Source organism: Pseudozobellia sp. WGM2 (assembly GCF_017810075.1).
Taxonomy (GTDB): domain Bacteria; phylum Bacteroidota; class Bacteroidia; order Flavobacteriales; family Flavobacteriaceae; genus JADNYK01.
In genome coordinates, this window is the sequence record NZ_JADNYK010000004.1 from 107,919 (window position 1) to 126,631 (window position 18,713).

Annotated in this window: 18 protein-coding genes; 4 read left to right on the forward strand and 14 right to left on the reverse strand. The window is 37.5% G+C overall.

The features are described from left to right. Positions 1-40: 40 nt before the first annotated feature. Complete coding sequence (locus tag IV512_RS10350) at positions 41-835, forward strand: SDR family oxidoreductase (RefSeq protein ID WP_209403080.1); 795 nt, start codon at positions 41-43, stop codon at positions 833-835. A 29-nt stretch (positions 836-864) separates the two neighbouring features. Here the strand turns inward: IV512_RS10350 and IV512_RS10355 are convergent, their stop codons facing one another. From IV512_RS10355 to IV512_RS10395, 9 genes are all read right to left on the reverse strand, one after another. After that, positions 865-2,832 (reverse strand): sensor histidine kinase, encoded by a 1,968-nt coding sequence (locus IV512_RS10355; protein ID WP_209403082.1) that lies wholly within the window; start codon positions 2,830-2,832, stop codon positions 865-867. 642 nt (positions 2,833-3,474) lie between these two features. After that, a complete protein-coding gene (locus tag IV512_RS10360; RefSeq protein ID WP_100871889.1) occupies positions 3,475-4,227 on the reverse strand; it encodes a LytTR family DNA-binding domain-containing protein in 753 nt (250 codons plus the stop codon). A gap of 33 nt (positions 4,228-4,260) precedes the next feature. Further along, positions 4,261-5,169 carry a 1,4-dihydroxy-2-naphthoate octaprenyltransferase gene (gene menA, locus IV512_RS10365; RefSeq protein ID WP_209403084.1) on the reverse strand — a complete coding sequence of 303 codons (909 nt, stop codon included), beginning with the start codon at positions 5,167-5,169 and terminating at the stop codon, positions 4,261-4,263. Position 5,170: 1 nt separating this feature from the next. Next, positions 5,171-5,770, reverse strand: a complete 600-nt coding sequence (locus tag IV512_RS10370) for an SPOR domain-containing protein (RefSeq protein ID WP_100871887.1) — start codon at positions 5,768-5,770, stop codon at positions 5,171-5,173. 190 nt (positions 5,771-5,960) lie between these two features. Continuing rightward, a complete protein-coding gene (locus IV512_RS10375) occupies positions 5,961-6,791 on the reverse strand; it encodes a S1 RNA-binding domain-containing protein (RefSeq protein ID WP_209403086.1) in 831 nt (276 codons plus the stop codon). A gap of 79 nt (positions 6,792-6,870) precedes the next feature. Then, a complete protein-coding gene (locus IV512_RS10380) occupies positions 6,871-7,212 on the reverse strand; it encodes a DUF2853 family protein (protein ID WP_209403088.1) in 342 nt (113 codons plus the stop codon). A gap of 40 nt (positions 7,213-7,252) precedes the next feature. Then, entirely contained in the window at positions 7,253-9,007 is a 1,755-nt protein-coding gene (gene menD, locus IV512_RS10385) for a 2-succinyl-5-enolpyruvyl-6-hydroxy-3-cyclohexene-1-carboxylic-acid synthase (protein ID WP_209403089.1), read from the reverse strand. A 47-nt stretch (positions 9,008-9,054) separates the two neighbouring features. Next, positions 9,055-10,161 carry a chorismate-binding protein gene (locus tag IV512_RS10390; protein WP_209403091.1) on the reverse strand — a complete coding sequence of 369 codons (1,107 nt, stop codon included), beginning with the start codon at positions 10,159-10,161 and terminating at the stop codon, positions 9,055-9,057. Continuing rightward, positions 10,158-10,583: a PaaI family thioesterase gene (locus IV512_RS10395; RefSeq protein ID WP_209403093.1), complete on the reverse strand. Its 426-nt coding sequence runs from the start codon at positions 10,581-10,583 to the stop codon at positions 10,158-10,160. The genes IV512_RS10390 and IV512_RS10395 overlap by 4 nt, the downstream gene beginning before the upstream one ends. A gap of 68 nt (positions 10,584-10,651) precedes the next feature. On the opposite strand from IV512_RS10395, the gene IV512_RS10400 reads away from it, so the two are divergent. From IV512_RS10400 to IV512_RS10410, 3 genes are read left to right on the forward strand one after another with little or no spacing between them, the layout of a single operon-like run. After that, positions 10,652-11,299 (forward strand): alpha/beta hydrolase, encoded by a 648-nt coding sequence (locus IV512_RS10400; RefSeq protein WP_209403095.1) that lies wholly within the window; start codon positions 10,652-10,654, stop codon positions 11,297-11,299. Next, positions 11,296-11,871 carry a GNAT family N-acetyltransferase gene (locus IV512_RS10405; protein WP_209403097.1) on the forward strand — a complete coding sequence of 192 codons (576 nt, stop codon included), beginning with the start codon at positions 11,296-11,298 and terminating at the stop codon, positions 11,869-11,871. The genes IV512_RS10400 and IV512_RS10405 overlap by 4 nt, the downstream gene beginning before the upstream one ends. Continuing rightward, positions 11,872-12,261: a VOC family protein gene (locus IV512_RS10410; RefSeq protein ID WP_209403099.1), complete on the forward strand. Its 390-nt coding sequence runs from the start codon at positions 11,872-11,874 to the stop codon at positions 12,259-12,261. It abuts the gene before it with no gap. On the opposite strand, the gene IV512_RS10415 is transcribed toward IV512_RS10410, so the two are convergent. The 5 genes from IV512_RS10415 to IV512_RS10435 all read right to left on the reverse strand — a co-directional run bounded on the left by IV512_RS10415 (position 12,258) and on the right by IV512_RS10435 (position 18,487). Beyond that, on the reverse strand, positions 12,258-13,508 hold the full coding sequence (locus tag IV512_RS10415; RefSeq protein ID WP_209403101.1) for an FAD-binding oxidoreductase: 1,251 nt from the start codon (positions 13,506-13,508) through the stop codon (positions 12,258-12,260). The two genes, IV512_RS10410 and IV512_RS10415, sit on opposite strands and share 4 nt — an antisense overlap. Before the next feature lie 11 nt (positions 13,509-13,519). After that, positions 13,520-14,527 carry a 4-hydroxyproline epimerase gene (locus tag IV512_RS10420; RefSeq protein ID WP_209403103.1) on the reverse strand — a complete coding sequence of 336 codons (1,008 nt, stop codon included), beginning with the start codon at positions 14,525-14,527 and terminating at the stop codon, positions 13,520-13,522. 22 nt (positions 14,528-14,549) lie between these two features. After that, entirely contained in the window at positions 14,550-16,136 is a 1,587-nt protein-coding gene (locus IV512_RS10425; RefSeq protein ID WP_209403104.1) for an aldehyde dehydrogenase (NADP(+)), read from the reverse strand. Positions 16,137-16,277: 141 nt separating this feature from the next. Next, the gene (locus tag IV512_RS10430) at positions 16,278-17,219 is read right to left on the reverse strand and encodes a dihydrodipicolinate synthase family protein (RefSeq protein ID WP_209403106.1); all 942 of its coding nucleotides are present in this window, start codon (positions 17,217-17,219) and stop codon (positions 16,278-16,280) included. 161 nt (positions 17,220-17,380) lie between these two features. Continuing rightward, positions 17,381-18,487 carry an aldose epimerase family protein gene (locus tag IV512_RS10435; RefSeq protein WP_245224727.1) on the reverse strand — a complete coding sequence of 369 codons (1,107 nt, stop codon included), beginning with the start codon at positions 18,485-18,487 and terminating at the stop codon, positions 17,381-17,383. Between the last annotated feature and the right edge of the window lie 226 nt (positions 18,488-18,713).

Below are 18,713 nucleotides of genomic sequence, written 5' to 3' on the forward strand. Positions count from 1 at the left end.
GGAAACAAATTTAGCTATATTTTAGCCATAAACCATTTCAATGGCAAGTATTGCACAAAAACGAATTTGGATTACCGGGGCCTCTTCCGGTATCGGGGAAGCATTAACCTATGAGTTGAGCAAAAGAGGGTGTAAGCTTATTATTTCAGCCCGAAATATTAGTGCCCTAGAAGGTGTGAAAAGCAATTGCACTAACCCAAACGACGTTTATATTCTTCCTCTTGACCTTGCCGATTTTTCTATAATGGATATAAAGTCGAAAGAGGCTTTGAAAGCCTTTGGTGGCATAGATATTTTAATCAATAACGCCGGTATTAGTCAGCGTTCCCTTATTATAGAAACGGATTTTGATGTCTATCAAAAACTAATGGAAATCAATTACTTAGGCACAATAGCACTAACAAAAGCTCTTTTACCACATTTTACGGCGAGACAATCAGGTCACTTCGTATGTGTTACCAGTCTTATGGGCAAATTCGGCTCACCACTGCGATCCGGGTATTGCGGTGCTAAACATGCATTGCATGGTTTTTTCGACGTGTTGCGTATGGAACATGACCTAGACTTCATAAAGGTTACTTTGGTGTGCCCGGGGTTTATTCAGACAAACATTGCCAAAAATGCACTTGTGGGCGACGGTTCAGCCCAAAAAGAAGAAGATAGCGCCACTCAGAACGGAATGCCCGCAAACGTGCTGGCTCAAAAAATGATAAAAGCTATAGAAAAAGAGAAATTCGAAGTTTACATTGGTGGAAAGGAAGCCCTGGCGGTATATATAAAACGTTTCTTTCCGAAACTTCTTCATAAAATCGTACTGCGTAGTAAGGTAACTTGAGCGAGTAATCGACCTTTTAAAAAGTTACATCATTTAAAATTGAACCAATATCGAACTCCGTCATCGGCGTTTCTATCGATATTCAAAGTTGTTTGCAGCTGATTTGCCAAACGATTCATTAATCTTATACCCATAGAAGTATTGGCTCGTTCTTCGGTATCTTCCGGTAGGCCTACCCCATTATCTGAATATTCAAAATAACCTTCTTGTTCACCTGATTTTCTAATATGAATATAAATTTTTCCGTTTTCGTCTCCATGAGGAAAAGCATATTTGAAAGAATTCGATACCAATTCATTGAGCATTAAGCCAAACGGTATCGCTCGATCAATATCAAGTTCTACATTTTCAGCATCTACGGTTATATTGATATTGTGCCCCCCCTTCTTGTACACCGATTGAACACTATTGATCAAACTTTCTATATAACTCTGCATTTCAATAACTGAGAGATCTTCGTTTTGATAGAGTTTCTGATGGATTAAGGCCATGGCTTTCACCCTGCTCTTTCCTTCCTCTAGCGCCTCAATAGCGGCCTTACTGCGAGTATTCTTAGTTTGAAGACTCAACAAGCTTGACACCATTTGCAGGTTATTTTTTACCCTATGGTGTATTTCTTTAAGAAGTGAATCTTTCTCGACGAGCGAATTTTCAATAATATATTTTTGCTCTGCAATGAGTCTTTGGTTTTTGATACTTTTCAAATATGCATAAACCAAACCTGCAAAGCCTAGAAGCGTAAAAAGTAGAGATATAAGCACCAAGCTGTTTCGCTTGTCTTTGGCTAAATTCTCATTTTTCTGCTTCTCTAAAGCCATTTTCTGCTGCGCCAGCATATCTTGAGAATACTTCAAGTTTTTCATCATTACCGTTGACAATTGCTGCTGACGTAACTGCGATTCATGTTCGCTAATAGAATCACGAATTCTAATTTCTCGTCTTAAATAGGTATTGGAAATTTTAAAATCTTGCGTTAATTCATAGTACAACGAAAGCAATCTATTCTTTTTCAATAAATTTTCAGTAGTATTCGTCTGAAGATTATCACTTAGATAGTCGGTTGCTTTTGCGTAATCTTTAAGTAGCAAATAACACTCTGATATAGCCAAACTATTTTCGGTAAGCTCAGAAGAATAGTGCCTACTACTATTTTCTTTAATACGGTTTATGGCCAGCTCCAAATGCGGAATCGCTTGTTCGTATTGTTTAAGGTCTACGTGACATTTACCAATATTACCTTCAATTATGCCCTTTAGAAGATGGGCCTCTTTCATTATTTGTTCCGTTTTCTTTCTGGTAACATTATCAATGAAAACATCGGCAAAACCTTTGGCTTTTTTATAGTAGCTCAGCGCGGTGGGGGTTGAACCATCTAAGCGCAGGTAATTACCCAAGTTATTATAATATTCTGCTTGACCGTAAAAATCATTTTCCTCGATTGTATTTTTAACATTGGCGATGTAGTCGTTCATCGCCTTTCGATACATACCTAAATTTGAATATATATCGTAAAATGCGACACTCTCCATAATTCCCACTTCTCGTTTTTTCTCACGAATGTCAATTTGCTCTGGGTACATGGTCAACTGACCATAGTTGTCATCCATTAAATCAAGAAGCTTAGACACCAAATAAATATCAAGACTCTCGATCTCTTCGTATAGTTCTTTGGTGATGGCAAGACTCTTATCATAATCACCTAAATCATAAAATATTCTGGCCTGCATCAGCTGAAACCGCTTAATATCGGCATCATCGTCATTTTTTATAGCAGCGTTGAGATTTATCGTAATTAACTCTAACCAGTCGTAAGTAGAATTTTCGCGGTAGAGATCGGCTGTATTGAAGAAGAAAGCCATCTTTTCATCAGTCGTTTTAAATTCCTGAAACTGGTAAAACAAACTTTCATCACTGGTATTCTCCTCCTGTGCCGAGCAAAAAATGGTAAACAGTAATACTGTGAGTACCGAAAGAATTTTTTTGCTATGTTTTTTCATATTGAAGATGGTAACTAATACCTAAAGGTAACATGTTCATTTCCGTCAATAAAATAATTAGACAAATAAACCTGTCAGCTGTTATTTAGACAAAAATATAAAGTTGATGTTCATTATTGATAGTTAACGCTATTTTCTTTTATCGCAAAAAATTAACTCAAATTCATCTCAGGATAATTAAGTCAAATAGAAGGGGAAAAACCAACCGAAAAACTCTTCGCGTACAGTTACTATAACATGGTAATTATTTGCCCCAACAATAAGAATAATGCCCTGAATATCAAAAATATACTTTGTTAGTATTAATCGAAGCAAGATTGTTGTGTAATAATCATTTTATGTTGTAAAGAAGGTTCTTTAAGGCATTACTGCCTCTAATGTCAAGTTTAATAAAACAAAAAGAGTCTTAACCGTTAGGAAAAGACTCTTTTACGAGAACACTATATGAAAATGAAAAATTATTTAAAACGCTTGATAATATCTATGTGATTAATTCTGGAACTAAACTAGGAGGATAAGAATTGAAATGAAAACTATTGTTGTGAAACACTATTTTGATGTGGTCTACTTACCCAAAATTGATATTAAAAAGAAAGGGGAAGGCTAAAAGCCTTCCCCTTTTATAACACTAGAGCGTAAATCTTATGAGTTCATCGCTGAAATTATAAACTCTTTAAAATCTTTTGAAATCGGTATAAGGGTATCTTTAATCATAATATCTTTTGAATTGATCGCGTCTATATGGTCAACATTCACGATATAAGATTTGTGAGCCCTATAAAACTTGTTTTTGGGTAATTTTTCTAAATAGTCTTTTAAGGGTGATCTGACCAAGAACTTCTTATCGACCGTATTCACCTCTAAGTAAACATTATCTGCCTTGATAAATCGAATATCACTGAACTGAATTCTGTAGTACAAGTGTTGCTTTTTTACAAATATAGAATCTTTCAATACCGTATTTGACATAGGTACATCTTCGTCGACCGGTGCGGCAGGTGCCGACGATTTATCTGTTCTTATAAAATTTGAAAGAGCAATTTCAATAGAAGTATAAAGATCTTGTTGCTCGAATGGTTTCACCAAATACCCATTAGGTTTAACTGTCTTTGCATTTTCTACCGTAGCACGGTCTGAGTTTGAAGTCACGAAAATAAATGGTATATCGTAGTTCGCCCGTATATGCTTACCCAAATCAATTCCTGTTTTATCAGAAGCTAAAATTATATCTATCAGTACTAGGTCTACATGTTGGGTCTTTAGCACCTCTTCGGCTTGTTCATAGACGATAACATTGTCTACAATTTCATACCCGATTTCTTCGAGCATCGATTGCATATCATCGGCAATTATAACATTATCTTCTACAATAAGAATTTTAATCGGCTGTTCCAAACTGGGTAGTATTTAGTAGGTTTATTTATAAAATTACAAAAAATTATTACAAGTTACGTAAAGTAATACCGCCAAAAAGAATGCACTCAAAGCAAGTTTCTTCAATTCGGGGTCAAACAATTCAGGTTTTGTGGTTTTGTATACTTTTCTCAAATGTATAACAATCGGTACAAATGCAAACAATGGTAGTATAGCAGTCCAATTTTCAAATGCAATGGCACAAAATATTATGACACTTATTAAAGCGAACAGTAATAAGATATAATGATACTTTTTGCCTCGGCTAAATCCCATTTTTACTACCAGGGTATTTTTACCTGCTTTCTTATCAGAATTATAGTCCCTCAAATTATTAAGATTAAGTACACCTGTACTAAGTAAGCCGATAGCAATCGCCGGTAATACCGACAACCATGTTAAAAACTTCGTGTAAAGAAACATACACCCCATAACGGACAATATCCCAAAAAATATAAATACAAAAACATCTCCTAAGCCTCTATATCCATACGCCTTTTGCCCAACCGTATATCTCACTGCCGCCCAAATACTGAAACCACCCAAAAACAAAAACAGTAATGGGTAAAAACCATTTTCTATACCAAAAGCAACATAAATCAATGCCAATACTAGAAAAACGTCGACCCCTATAGCTACAATTATACCTTGTTTTAGCTCTAAACGATTTAACAAACCACTTTGTATTGCTCTCTTTGGGCCAATTCTATCATCATTATCAGTACCTTTCACCCCATCACCATAGTCATTTGCAAAGTTGGAGGTTACTTGAAATGCCACTGTAGTTACCAATGCCAATATAAAAATAATACTATCAAATTTTCCGTAGTAAATAGCCAGCGCAGTACCTACTATAATACCTGAAACGGATAAAGGTAATGTACGTAATCTGGCCGCGCTCACCCATGCCTTAACTTTTGTCAAATCAAAAAGGATCTTCTATTTGAATTCTTTTACCATCTTTATACGAAGCCACAAATGCATCAGGAAAACCAAGATCTACCAATTGTTGTCTGAATGTTTGAGCCTCTTCTAAAGTCTCAAAGTTACCTAAAGAGTAGGAATAAAATGGATTTGTCTTAACAAATAAGGTGTTTGTTAAGGCCTCTGAGGCTAGTGTTACATTGTTTTCAACAAATGATTTTACCTGCACTGAGTAAATTTTTTCTTTCTGTAAAAATTTCTTGGCAAGATAAAATTCACGAACCAGACTCAATTCTTCATTTTGCTGCTTAAGGTTATCTATACGAGATTTGATTGCATCTAAACTATCAATTGAAACCAGTAAATTACTTGGGCTCTCAAAGTTATTAGAAACACTTCTACCCGCCGTAAAAGAGAATACTATCAAGGTTCCAATCAGAAAGAGTCCGGTGATACCAGCCAAAACATTTCGCTGTACTTTACTTTTCTTTATCTCTTTGTTCTTGAACTTGATTTGGTCTAAGAGACGTTCATTAATGATTTGGGCCTTATCTATATCTTTATGCAATTCTAAAAGATCGCTTTCTTCAATAAATGGCATATGTCATTAGGTTTTACGGGGTTTCAATGTTAAAGTTAACCAAAATACCCAAAGATCGATGAAATACACTCTTTGAATGTTGCGAAATTATAATTTTTTGTGGTAAAAAAGTAGAAATATGTGGTTTAACGCAGTTTATTTAATTGATTTACAGAATTATACAGCACTTAACTATAACTGAAAATTAAAGTTATAGCACCTGAATACCATCTTCTTTTATCTCAATTTTACGTTCCTTATATAACGTTCCGATACCTTTCTTAAAAGTTTTTTTGCTCATCTGCAATTCTCTCTTAATATCTTCAGGAGACGATTTGTCATGAAGAGCCAAGAAACCACCGTTGACCTTTAGTTTTTCATAGATAAGACTTGCTGTGGGTTCTAAAATATTTTCACCTATAGGTTGCAGTGAAATATCAATTTTATTGTCAGACCGAATCTTTTTAACGTAACCCTTAGCACAATCACCTACTGCTACCCTTTTATAAATTTCATTTGAATAAACGAGACCTTTATGAACATTATTTATGATAACATCCCAACCCAAATCGGTCAACCGGGTGAACAATAAATCTACTTCTTGCCTTTCTCTGACAGATAAATTTTCATTATCTAAAAATTTGTCAGTTTTATTAGACCCCACCAATCGAAAAGAAATATCATCTAAATAACAGTGCACTACATACCACTGCCCTTCTTTCATTTTATCTCGCTGCTCACTAAAAGGAACTAACAAATGTTTTTCAAGTCCCCAATCTAAAAATGCCCCGATTTTATTGACTTCGACCACCTTTAGAAAGCCGAATTCATTACGTAATACTGTAGGTGACAAGGTAGTAGAAATGGGCCTTTCTTCATGGTCTAGGTAGCAAAACACCTTAATTTTATCACCGATTTCTATATTTTTTGGAACATATTTATTCGGTAACAATATTTCTGTACCCGTTTCACTGCCCAAAAACAAACCAACACTGGTATCTCTTAAAACTTCGAGATTATTGTAATTTCCTAATTCGATCATTTGGCAAAAGTAATCTTAATAATCGGGTATAAAAAAACCGCCTATTGTAGAACAGGCGGTTATTTAAAGTTTAAAGCGATTAGTTGTAGACAGAAGCTTTATCAAAATGCTTGCACAACATGTAATAGACTACCGCTCTATGTTTGTTCTTGTTAGACGAACCGTATTTCTCAACGACTTGTTTAACCGCGTCCATTAATTCAGGACTATCAGCCATACCCAATTTTTTTATCAGGTAGTTTTTCTTGACAGTCTCCAGCTCTTTTTGGTCTCCCCCAGAGACCTTTGAAGCATCGATATTGTAAATCGCCGGACCGAGACCTACGGTTACTTTTGTTAAAAGATCCATATCGGCACTTTCACCGAATTTATCTTTAATGTCTGTTGCGTACTTGGCAATTAAATCGTCTCTCTTACTCATAATAGTTAGTGTCTATAATTAATTAAGGTTAATATTTAGCCTAAGATATAAAATCAAAATAACCGAGCAAAATTTTGTCATTCAATAATCTCGGGGTAACTACTTCAAGTATTTTAGGAGAATTCGACGGCAAATAGAAATCTTTTAAGCACTGATTTAAACTTTCTTCGTCAGAAACGATTGAATGATCAAAACCGAACTGCTTACTGATTTGTTTGCAAGATAGATGGTGAGAAGTCTCAAAATACCTATCAAAATTATCAGTTTCCTCCTTTCCAGGTAGTATTCGAAAAATGCCTCCCCCATTATTGTTAATTACTACAATTCGAAAATCAGGTCTGACATATTGGTTCCACAATCCATTACTATCGTAAAAAAAACTAAGGTCTCCCGTAATTAGAACAGTTGGGGCTTTATCATAAAAAGCAGCACCTACCGCCGTCGAGGTACTACCATCGATACCACTTGTTCCTCTATTGCAAAAAATACGGTTCGAAAAATGCATATCAAAAAGTTGAGTGTACCTAACTGTAGAACTATTAGATAGTTGTATCTGATATTCAAACGGAATACTCTCAATCAAAAACTTAAACGCCTTTAAATCAGAAAAAGCGATTTGTTCAAAATATATATATCTTTTCCTTTTATAAGCTTCCTTCTTTTCGTTCCAAAAATGGAAGTACTTACTTTCTATCGGTGTTGTACCCTTTATGAACTGATCAAAGAAATTGTTGACATTTGTTTTAAAATGATGAGACAAGCAGAAAAAGGTATTAAAAGCTTTTATTTCATCAATATGCCAATGGTGTAAAGGTTTATGTTCCCTTAAAAATGCTTTGATTTTTTTTGAAACGACCAGGCCTCCAAATGTTAGAAGAATATCTGGCTTCAATTGCTCAAATAACAATTCTCTTTTTTCTGATTTTTCAATAGGTGCTAAAATACTATCAATGCTTTGGAAAAAATGGGGGTGATGTATATTGGATGTCGTCTCGGTCAAAACTATTACCGAAGAATCAGAAGCCAGAATATCTAAATACATCTGTTCTACTGTATTCGGAGGGTTCACCCCGACAAGCACCATCTTTCTTTCGGAGGAATTCCATTCTTCTAAAAACCCTTCTATGTTTTCTACAGTTAGCGGACTTTCTTCTTTAACCTCAACGGTCAATGCAGTTGTAGTTTCATTTGTCAAGGTATCGTACAAAGGCTCTTCGAAAGGTACATTCACATGAACGGGAAGTTTCACTTGAAGCGCAATATTCAAAGCCTTGTTCAGTTCAGAATCATTATAGGTTTTTACCTCATCTTGTTTCTCATAAATGGATGCGGTACCTAGCCAGTCTGGCATATATTTCTGCACCCGGTTGACCGAATGGCTTACATCTTGTTTTAAATTTGCCGAGTGACCGATATGCCTATGAAAAACATCGTCTTGACGTATGGTTTGCCCATCGCCCACATCTATTTTATAAACTGGGCGGTCTGCAGATATGACCACTAATGGTATACCACTATAAAAGGCTTCCGCGACCGCCGGGTAGTAGTTTAACAGAGCACTACCAGAGGTACAGACCACAGCAACGGGTTCGTTTAGCTGTTGGGCAATACCTAAAGCAAAAAAACCTGCACTACGCTCATCAACGATACTAAAACATGAAAAGTAGGGGTCTTCGGTAAAACCAATGGTCAAAGGTGCATTTCTTGAACCAGGCGAAATAACAATATTCTTTATTTTTTTGGCCTTACAGTGTTGAAGCACCAATTGGGCAGAGGGTATGCTTGAATGTTTCATTAAGCACAAAAATACAACGCCTACATTTCTTGACCCAACACTAGCCGTTACAAAATGTTAAGCATGGTCTTACTTTTAGAAACGGTCTCATCCCACTCATTTTCTGGGTCGGATTCTTTTGTAATTCCGCCACCTACATAAATAAGAACCTCGTTACCCAGTAATTTTAGACATCTAAGATTTACAAATAGGGTCGATTGTTTAGAGATGCTTCGGTAAACTTGATTTTCTTGATTGGCCCTTCGCGAGTTTCTTTTTCTCTCTACCTTAAAATTCAGCTCGCCCAAATACCCGGTATAGAACTCCCTTGCATAGTTCTCGTTTGCCAAAATAAAATCTTCAGAACTTTTTCTGGGAAGCCCGCAAACAGCCGGAGTTGGGTGGAGAGCCTTTAAAACATTGTTCAACCCATCATCATTCAAATTTGCCGATATTTTGGTACGCAAGTGAAGAAGATTTCCTGCTCGAATCGATTCGGTTTCACCTAAAGTCAAATTTGATACTTTACCCTCCAACGCATCGACGATATAATCGGTAACAAATTTCTGTTCTTTTAATTCTTTTTTTTCCCATTTGATATTTTCATTTTCTCGAAATTTTTGGGTTCCGGCCAGCGAAATGGTCGTCATCTTTTTGTTTTCTACCCGCAGTAAAATTTCAGGGGTAGCTCCCATCCAAAGTCCTACCTTTGGGTGATACCATAAATAACAAAAGGCGTTTTCATATTTTCCCAATAGTTTTTTGAACAAATTTAAAGGCTTCGATTCCATAGGTACTCGCAGGCATCTTGATAAGACCACTTTGTCAAAATTTCCTCGTTCAATTTCAGCGAGTCCTTTTTCGACCAATCTAAGATGAAATTCCTTTTTTTCATCAACATTGATAAGTGGTAAAGTGTGCTTTGAATCATAATCTTCGGTGTCGAAAGTTTCTAGTTCAAAAAATTGGTCGGGCCTAAGAAGTAAAGTGGGTTTTTCTTGATCGAAGGGCGCAAATACAAAACCGGTTTCGGTAAAATCTTTAACCGACACCAGATTATCTTCATCTTGAAAAAGAGCTTTCAAGTTTGCTTCTTTGGGTTTGCGATAAACTACAAGAGGAAGCTCATTTGAAAATTGTTCCTCAATATTTTCAAAAAAATCTGTTTGAATCATTTTTGCTTCTGCAATGCTATAGTGGTCAATTTGCAAATGGAAACCAGTTCATCATTTGAGTTCGTGATTTTTATATCCCAAACCTGAGTAGTACGGCCTTTATGCAAAAGAGTAGCCTTGGCAAATACATCGCCATCACGCACACTCTTCACATGATTCGCGGATATTTCTATACCACGAATGGCAAATTTTTGGGCATCAAGAAAAATATAAGAGGCCATACTACCGACACTTTCGGCCAAAGCCACCATGGCCCCACCATGAAGAACACCATCAGGTTGATGTACCTTAGAGTTCACTGGCATTTTTGCAACTAAAAAGTCGGCTCCTACATCGGTATACTCGATTTCCAAAGTTTCCATAAGTGTGTTTTCCGACGACTTGTTACAAACTTTCAGTATTTTTTCTTTGTAGCCCTCCATAAATTATATTTTTGGTAAAATTAAACAATAGCCCATCACTAACCCCCTACTTGATCAGAGATTTTAATATGAACACAACAGAGAAAACTGTAAGTTATGTCAGTACCAATTCTTATTCTACCCTGAACAAGCTAGGCAACAAGACTAAAAATGTTTGGGTCGTTCTACATGGTATCGGTTATCTAAGTCGTTATTTTTTAAAATATTTTGATGATTTACAAAAAGACGAAAACTATATAATTGCTCCACAGGCACCGTCTAAATATTATCTCAACAGTAAATACCGCCACGTCGGGGCGAGCTGGCTAACCAAAGAAGATACAGCAAGAGAAACTAAAAATGTAATTGCGTATCTAGATAGTGTACTACACCAAGAACACATACCTGAAAACTGTAACCTTATTATCTTCGGATTTTCTCAAGGGGTGTCGATCGCATCACGTTGGGTGGCACAAAAAAAGCTTAAATGCAAACAATTGGTTTTATACGCCGGTGGCCTACCAAATGAATTGAGAAAATGCGATTTTGAATTTTTACAGAAGAATAATACGAAGGTAACTCTATTGGTAGGCGATAAAGATGAATTTATCAATGTCGATCGACTCAAGGCCGAAGAGGAAAAAATGAACGAATTATTCGGTGATTCTGTGGAACAGATTATTTTTGAGGGAAAGCATGAAGTAAAAAAAGAACTGATCAATAAGCTTGTAGAATGATAAAAACCTTCACCTTAGAAAACAGCTTCGTTAAGCTCTCTCCACTCACCTTAGAAAATTTTAAAGAGCTTTCTTCCATTGCCTCTCAAGAGAAGTTGGTTCAATATTCTCCTTCAGATATTGAATCGGCCGATTCTTTAAAAAATTATGTGGAAATTGCTCTCGAGCAGCAAACGAATAAAACTAGCATTCCCTTTATCATTTATGACAAGACCAAACAAAGTTTTGCCGGAACTACGAGATACATGAATATTGATTGGCGAAATAAAGTATTGCATATCGGATCAACTTGGATCGGAAGGGAATTTCACGGGAGCGGACTAAATTCGAATATCAAATTTTTGATGTTGAACCATGCATTTGATGTGATGGACTTTGAAAAAGTTGAATTTCGCATCGACGAGCGCAACCTGCGGTCCAGAAAGGCAGTTGAAAAGTTGGGTGGTGTTTTAGAAGGAATTCTTAGAAAAAACGTGTATCTGCTTGATGGCTTCAAAAGAAACACATGTTGTTACGGAATTCTGAAGGAAGAATGGCACCTGACCAAACAAAAAAACTTTCAAAATTATTGAATGAAAAAATCAGTTGCACAGGTCAGTTTACTCGTGAACAATTACGATGAAGCCATTGAGTTTTATACACAAAAACTAGGTTTTAAATTACTCGAAGATACCGAAATTGGTGAAGGTAAAAGGTGGGTTACTGTTGGTTCTGAAGACAAATATGTCTGCAATTTGTTACTTGCCAAGGCAGTTAATCAGGTTCAGCAAAACGCGGTGGGCAATCAGAGTGGCGGTCGCGTATTTCTATTTCTCTATACCGATCGTTTTTGGGAAGATTTCGAAACGATGAAAAGTAAAGGTGTTGAGTTTAATGAAGAACCTCGAGAAGAGCCTTATGGTACCGTTGTGGTCTTTAAAGATTTGTACGGTAACCTTTGGGATATGATTCAACCCAACTAAAACTTTCTGTTGGGATTAAAGGCGGATATATCCATTGACGTTTTCTTTTCATCGATAACTTCAGAAACCAATTTGCCTGTGGCGGGCCCTAAACTCCAGCCCATCATTGCATGACCCGTTGCAAAAGTCAGGTTCTTAAATTTTGATGATTTCCCGATATATGGAAGTCCATCAGGAGAAACAGGTCGTAATCCGGTTTTTGCACTTTCTTTTTCTTCTTGTGTAATCTCTAAATCGGGGTAAAATCTTTTGGCCCCTGCCGCAATTGCTTCCACCCTTTCTTTTCTTATAAAAGCATTATTGCCTGAAAACTCCATAGTACCCGCAAATCTGGTAAAACCGACCATAGGGGTAACGGCCATTTTTGATTCCATCAATATGGCGGGCATATTTATGCCCGTATTCCTTTTTACGTTGATACGATATCCTTTTCCTCCCTGTAACGAAAGTTTCAAATCTAATTGTTTTGCTATTCTACCGCTCCAAGACCCTGCGGCAAGAACAAGCTCGTCTGTTAGATATGAGCCCTTAGAAGTAATAATTTTTTTCACCATCGCATTATTCGTCTCAATATTCAATACTTCTTCATTGATTTTCACCACTACCCCTACGTCTTTTAAGTACTGAAGCATTTTCGGCATAATTTGAGTAGGTGTAGTATGCCAGTCACATTCATAATGAATGGCACCCTCTGCGTTAATTTTGACATTAGGTTCAATACGTTCTAGCTGCTTTTTATCGAGTTCGGAAACCTCAAGCCCCAAATCGTTCGCTTTTCTGGCAACCGCTTTTTCATGGTCATAAGCATTCTTTGTTTTGTATAGCATCAATAGGCCTTTACGCTCCAATTGAAAACTGCCCAAATCGTTAGAAGCTTTAATTTCGGAGAATAATTCTCTGCTCAGCAGATTAATATCCATTATAACCGGTATCGCTTTATCTACCTTGGCATGGGTCGATGATTTATGAAAGTGCCACGCCCACTTGAAAAATTCAGTATCCCAACGGGGTTTCATATAAAACGGACTGGCAGAATTAAACATCATTTTTATGCCCTTGGCAATCATACCGGGCGAAGCCAATGGTACTATATGACTGGGAGTTATATAACCGGCATTAACGAAAGAAGCTCCTGAGGTAATATCCGATTTATCGATTACCGTGACCTGATGTCCTTCTTTTTGTAAATAATAAGCTGAACTCAGTCCGATAATACCACCCCCAATAATTACAATATTCTTGCTCAATATTCTCTATTTTAAATCACTTGAAATCCATAAGCGTACGGGTCGTCATCATCGATGGTGATGGTATTATAACCATATATTTTTGCCCAGCCCTGAATACTTGGGCTTATGGCAATCTGACCACCAATACTCGTTTCTTTCTCTATTTTGCCCACAAATTGAGACCCTATATAACTTTCATGAATAAATTCTTCACCGAGTTTCAATTTACCTTTGGCGTGCCATTGGGCCATTCTAGCAGACGTGCCGGTGCCACAGGGCGATCGATCAATAGCTTTATCACCATAAAACACTGCATTTCTGGCAGTGGCCAAAGGTGATATCGTAGTACCTGTCCATAAAACATGACTAACTCCTTTTATGGTTTTATCTTCCGGATGTACGAATCGCTCAACATATTTTTGGTTGATTTTTTCTCGGATTTCCTGACTGAACTGAATGAGTTTACTGGCCGAAAAATCTTGAACACCTGTAAAATTAGTTTGGGGATCAATAATCGCGTAAAAATTTCCTCCGTAGGAAACATCAAAGACCAACTCACCCAGAGAAGAGCTATTGATCGTGAGTTCAGTAGCCGCCAGATATGATTTTACATTGGTCAGTTTTACCCACTCTACTTTCTCATTAGACATATTATACTCGATTTCTACCAAGCCTGCCGGAGCTTCCATACGAATTTTACCAGGGGTTTTCGGTATAATCAGTCCTTCTTCAACACCAATGGTTATAGACCCTATCGTACCATGACCGCACATAGGTAAACAACCACTGGTCTCGATAAAAAGAATGGCGAAATCGTTCTTAGGATCACTGGGTGGATAAAATATACTACCACTCATCATATCGTGCCCCCGCGGCTCAAACATTAAGCCTTTACGGATCCAATCGAATTCTTTAATAAAATGCTGCCTTTTTTCACTCATACTTAAGCCAATGAGTTCTGGGCCTCCCTTAGCAATTACCCTAACAGGGTTGCCACAGGTATGGGCATCAATGCAGGTGAAAATAGATTTAGCCATTCAAAATGTTTGCTTAAAGAGGCTAACCCACCTTCGAATCGGTATGTTCGCCGTCAAGTATTCTCATTAAACCTAACGGATTATCATCTTTCAACGCATCTGGCAAATATTCTTGCGGCCAATTTTGATACGATACAGGTCTTAACCACCTTTTAATAGACGAAGTGCCTACCGAAGTAAAGCGACTATCTGTACTTGCGGGAAACGGACCACCGTGGTGCATAGAAGGGCATACCTCTACACCTGTAGGTACCCCGTTGAATATAATTCGCCCTACCCTGCTCTGTAATGCATCTATAGTTTGTGAAAAAGATTCAAATTCAGAAGCTTCACCCAAAACTGTACCTGTCAATTGCCCTTCAAGGCGATTGATCACAGCGGTAAGTTCGTTTGCATCATCACATCTAACGACAACAGAAAAAGGGCCAAATACTTCTTCATGAAGTTTTGGGTTCTTCATAAAATCGGCTCCCGCTACCGTGAGTACTTTCTGCTTTCCGTAATTCGGTGCACTATCGGCTTCATAATCGGCAACAACATCTATACCGCCCTGATGAGATAGTTCTTCCTTGCCCTTTTCATAATTACTATGAATATTCGGGTGAAGCATGCATGACGGATCAAGCTTTAAGATTTCACTACCCAACGTTTTTATAAATTGATCTAAAGATTCACTTTTTATACCTAAAATAAGTCCTGGGTTGGTGCAGAATTGACCAGCTCCCAAGGTTATAGAACCTGCATATTTTGTAGCCCAGTCGGTGCCGTTTTCAGATAAAGCTGACGGAAGGGCGACTACTGGGTTGATACTACCCATTTCGGCAAAAACTGGAATAGGCTCTTCACGCTCTGCCGCTAATTTGTAGAGTGCCGTTCCACCTTTTATGCTACCTGTAAAACCAACCCCTTTAATAGCCGGGTGCAGCACCAATTGTTTACCTACTTCTATTCCACTACTGTTCAAATTGGAAAAAACTCCTTCTGGCATACCTGTTCGTTCCGCAGCCTTCACAATAGCGGAAGAAATAAGCTCACCAGTAGCCGCATGCATGGGGTGACTTTTAACAATTACCGGGCAACCTGCCGCCAGGGCACTTGCTGTATCACCGCCGGCAGTGGAAAATGCCAAAGGAAAATTACTCGATCCAAAAACGCCAATCGGGCCAATCGGCAAAAGCATTTTTCGTAAATCAACTTTTGGCAACGGTTCTCTATCAGGTTGTGCGGTATCTATGGTGGCTTCAACCCATGAACCTTCTTTTAAAAGAGTAGCAAAAGCTCGCAGCTGCCCCATTGTTCTTCCTCGTTCCCCTTTGGCCCTACCTTCGGGCAAACCGGATTCTCTGGTATAGGCTTCAATCAGCTCATTACCCAAGGCTTCGATTTCTTCAGCAATAGCAACCAAAAATTCTGCCTTTCGCGCACCAGAATAATTTTTGTACTCAAGAAAAGCTTCTTGAGCTTTTAACGCCGCGGTTTCAATTTCATCTTTTGTAGCTTCATGAAATTGCCAGTCTGTGGCTGTATTCTGTTTTGGATCAAAAGTGGTATATGTCTCTTTTCCTAGAGCCGATAAATCACTTCCTATATAGTTTTTTCCTGTAATCATTTTAAGAGAATTTGAGGTTTATAACTGACTGTTGAAATCTACCATATTTGAAGATAGAAGTCAAGCATTTAAGAGAAGATTATAATCTATGGAAATAATCTAATACATAGCCTTTTTCTCTAAGCCAAGCGGTAAATTAAATTATGCCAAAGCTTTTTTGGTCAGTGTGGTCAAATTCTTATAATCGGGTAATTTCGGTCTAGTGCTAAGTCCCTTTTCGATTACTTGTAAGACTCGCTCCCTTTCGCCCCCCTGTAAGGGCAATCGAGGTTTTCTAACATTTTCTGTACCTATACCGGTCGCTACTTCTGCCAGTTTAATATTTTGAACCAATTGCGGACTAATATCCAATTCTAGCAATGGTAAAAACCATCTGTATATTTCAGTTGCTTCTTTTACGTAACCAGCTTTCGCCAATTCGTAAATCGCTACTGTCTCAGCAGGAAAAGCACATACCAGACCAGCTACCCATCCATCGGCACCGATCAACAAACTTTCTAAAGCCAATGGGTCTACCCCGGTGAGTATCTTCAAGCCATCGCCGAATTCGTTTCGCAACCTACCAATATTGATAATATCACGGGTTGATTCTTTTACCGCACCAATGTTTTTCATCTCTATTAGCTCTTTAAACATATCGACGGTCACCTCGATCTTATAATCAACGGGGTTATTATAAATCATAATGGGCAAATCGGTGCTCTTCGCGATATCTTTAAAATAGGTTATCGTTTCAAAATCGGTAGACTTGTATCTCATAGGAGGCAGCACCATGAGCCCATCAGCACCACTATCTTCAGCCTCTTTCGCCGCGTCGATCGCTTCTTTGGTAGCCTGCTCGGCAATTGTCATTATTACCGGAATTCTACCCCTGGCAATCTTAACAGTTTCTTCTATCAAAAGTATCTTCTCACTGCGGGTTAATGTACTTGCTTCACCCAATGACCCTCCTAAAACAATACCATGAACCCCAGCATCGATTTGGGCCTCGATATTCTTGGTAAACATTTTTAAATCTATCGAGTCGTTATCTGTAAATTTTGTAGTGACAGCTGGCATAACGCCTTTCCATTCAAATTTCATAGAGATTTATTTAATTTTCACTTCTACAAAAATAGATGTAAGTGCAAAAAATAAATTTGTCGATTTTAGCTATTATCGATACTATATTAACCAATATAGTTCCATCAAGTTAGCTTTATGAGAATATAAACAAATTAGGCCGTCTGAATAAATAACACTATTTAGTTTTCTTGAACACCAAATTTGTAAACGCAATTAGAAGTATAGGTTTGCCCTGGGTCTAATCGTGTACTCGGAAAATTAGGTTGGTTCGGTGAATCTGGGTAATGTTGGGTCTCTAAACAGAAAGCCCCTCTGAAAACATACGGTTTACCACTTTTGCCAATGTCGGCTCCGGTCAAAAAGTTGCCGCCATAAAATTGTATACCTGGCTCGTCTGTATATACCTCCATCGTGCGACCACTTTTGGGTTCAATCACCCTTGCTGCCATCACTAGGCCTTCTTCGTTTTTGGGACTCTCATTTAATACAAAGTTGTGATCATAGCCACTCGCATACTTTAACTGTTCGTTCTCAACTTCTAAATCTTCCCCTATTAATTTTGGTTCGGTAAAATCGAACGGCGTACCAGCTACATTTTTAATCTCACCCGTAGGTATTAATCCATTATTCACAGGTGTAAAGCTATCGGCGTTCAACATTAAGATATGGTCGTTGACCGTACCTTCGCCTTCTCCCTTTAAATTAAAAAATGAATGGTGGGTAAGGTTTATGTAGGTAGGCTTATCGGTATTTGCCGTATAGTTAATCTTTAACTCATTGCTATCGGTAAGCGTATAGGTTACTTTTACTTCCAGTTTTCCTGGGTACCCCTCTTCCATATCTGGTGATGTTCTACTGAAAACTATTTCATTATCATTAACCGCATCTACACCCCAAACTACACTTTCAAAACCTTTAATCCCTCCGTGTAAATGGTTTTCATTATTATTTATGGCCAAATCATAGGAATTACCATCGATTTCAAATTCCCCTTTAGCTATTCGATTGCCATACCTTCCGATAGTTGCCCCGTAAAAATTCTTTTTCGCCATATAATTCTTTAAATCGGGAAAACCCAATACCACATCTTCAAAATTGCCATTCTTATCCGGTACGTGCAGAGATATAAGCCGCTGACCATAATTGGTAATCGTCACCTCTATTCCGTTTTTATTCTTTAAGGTGTACAACTTAACCGAATCACCGTCGATTACAGTTTCAAAATTTTTAACATTCAAATGGTCAGAAAGTATGCTTTCTTCAGTTTGAGTTGGGGTTTCTTTCATTTTTTCTTTCTTATTCTGTTTACAATTCGTTAAACAAATACCTACTGCGCAAAAAAATATTGCAATTTTTAAAAATCTCATAAGTTAAAGTATGTTGGGTCGATTTTTGCTTTAGCGGTCAAGATACCAAAAAACGTAAACATCGCACAACATAATTGGTTTTCTTGCAAAGAGTATATTCTATTTGTTTTCGTTATTTTTGAAAAATTTTGACGACACCATTATT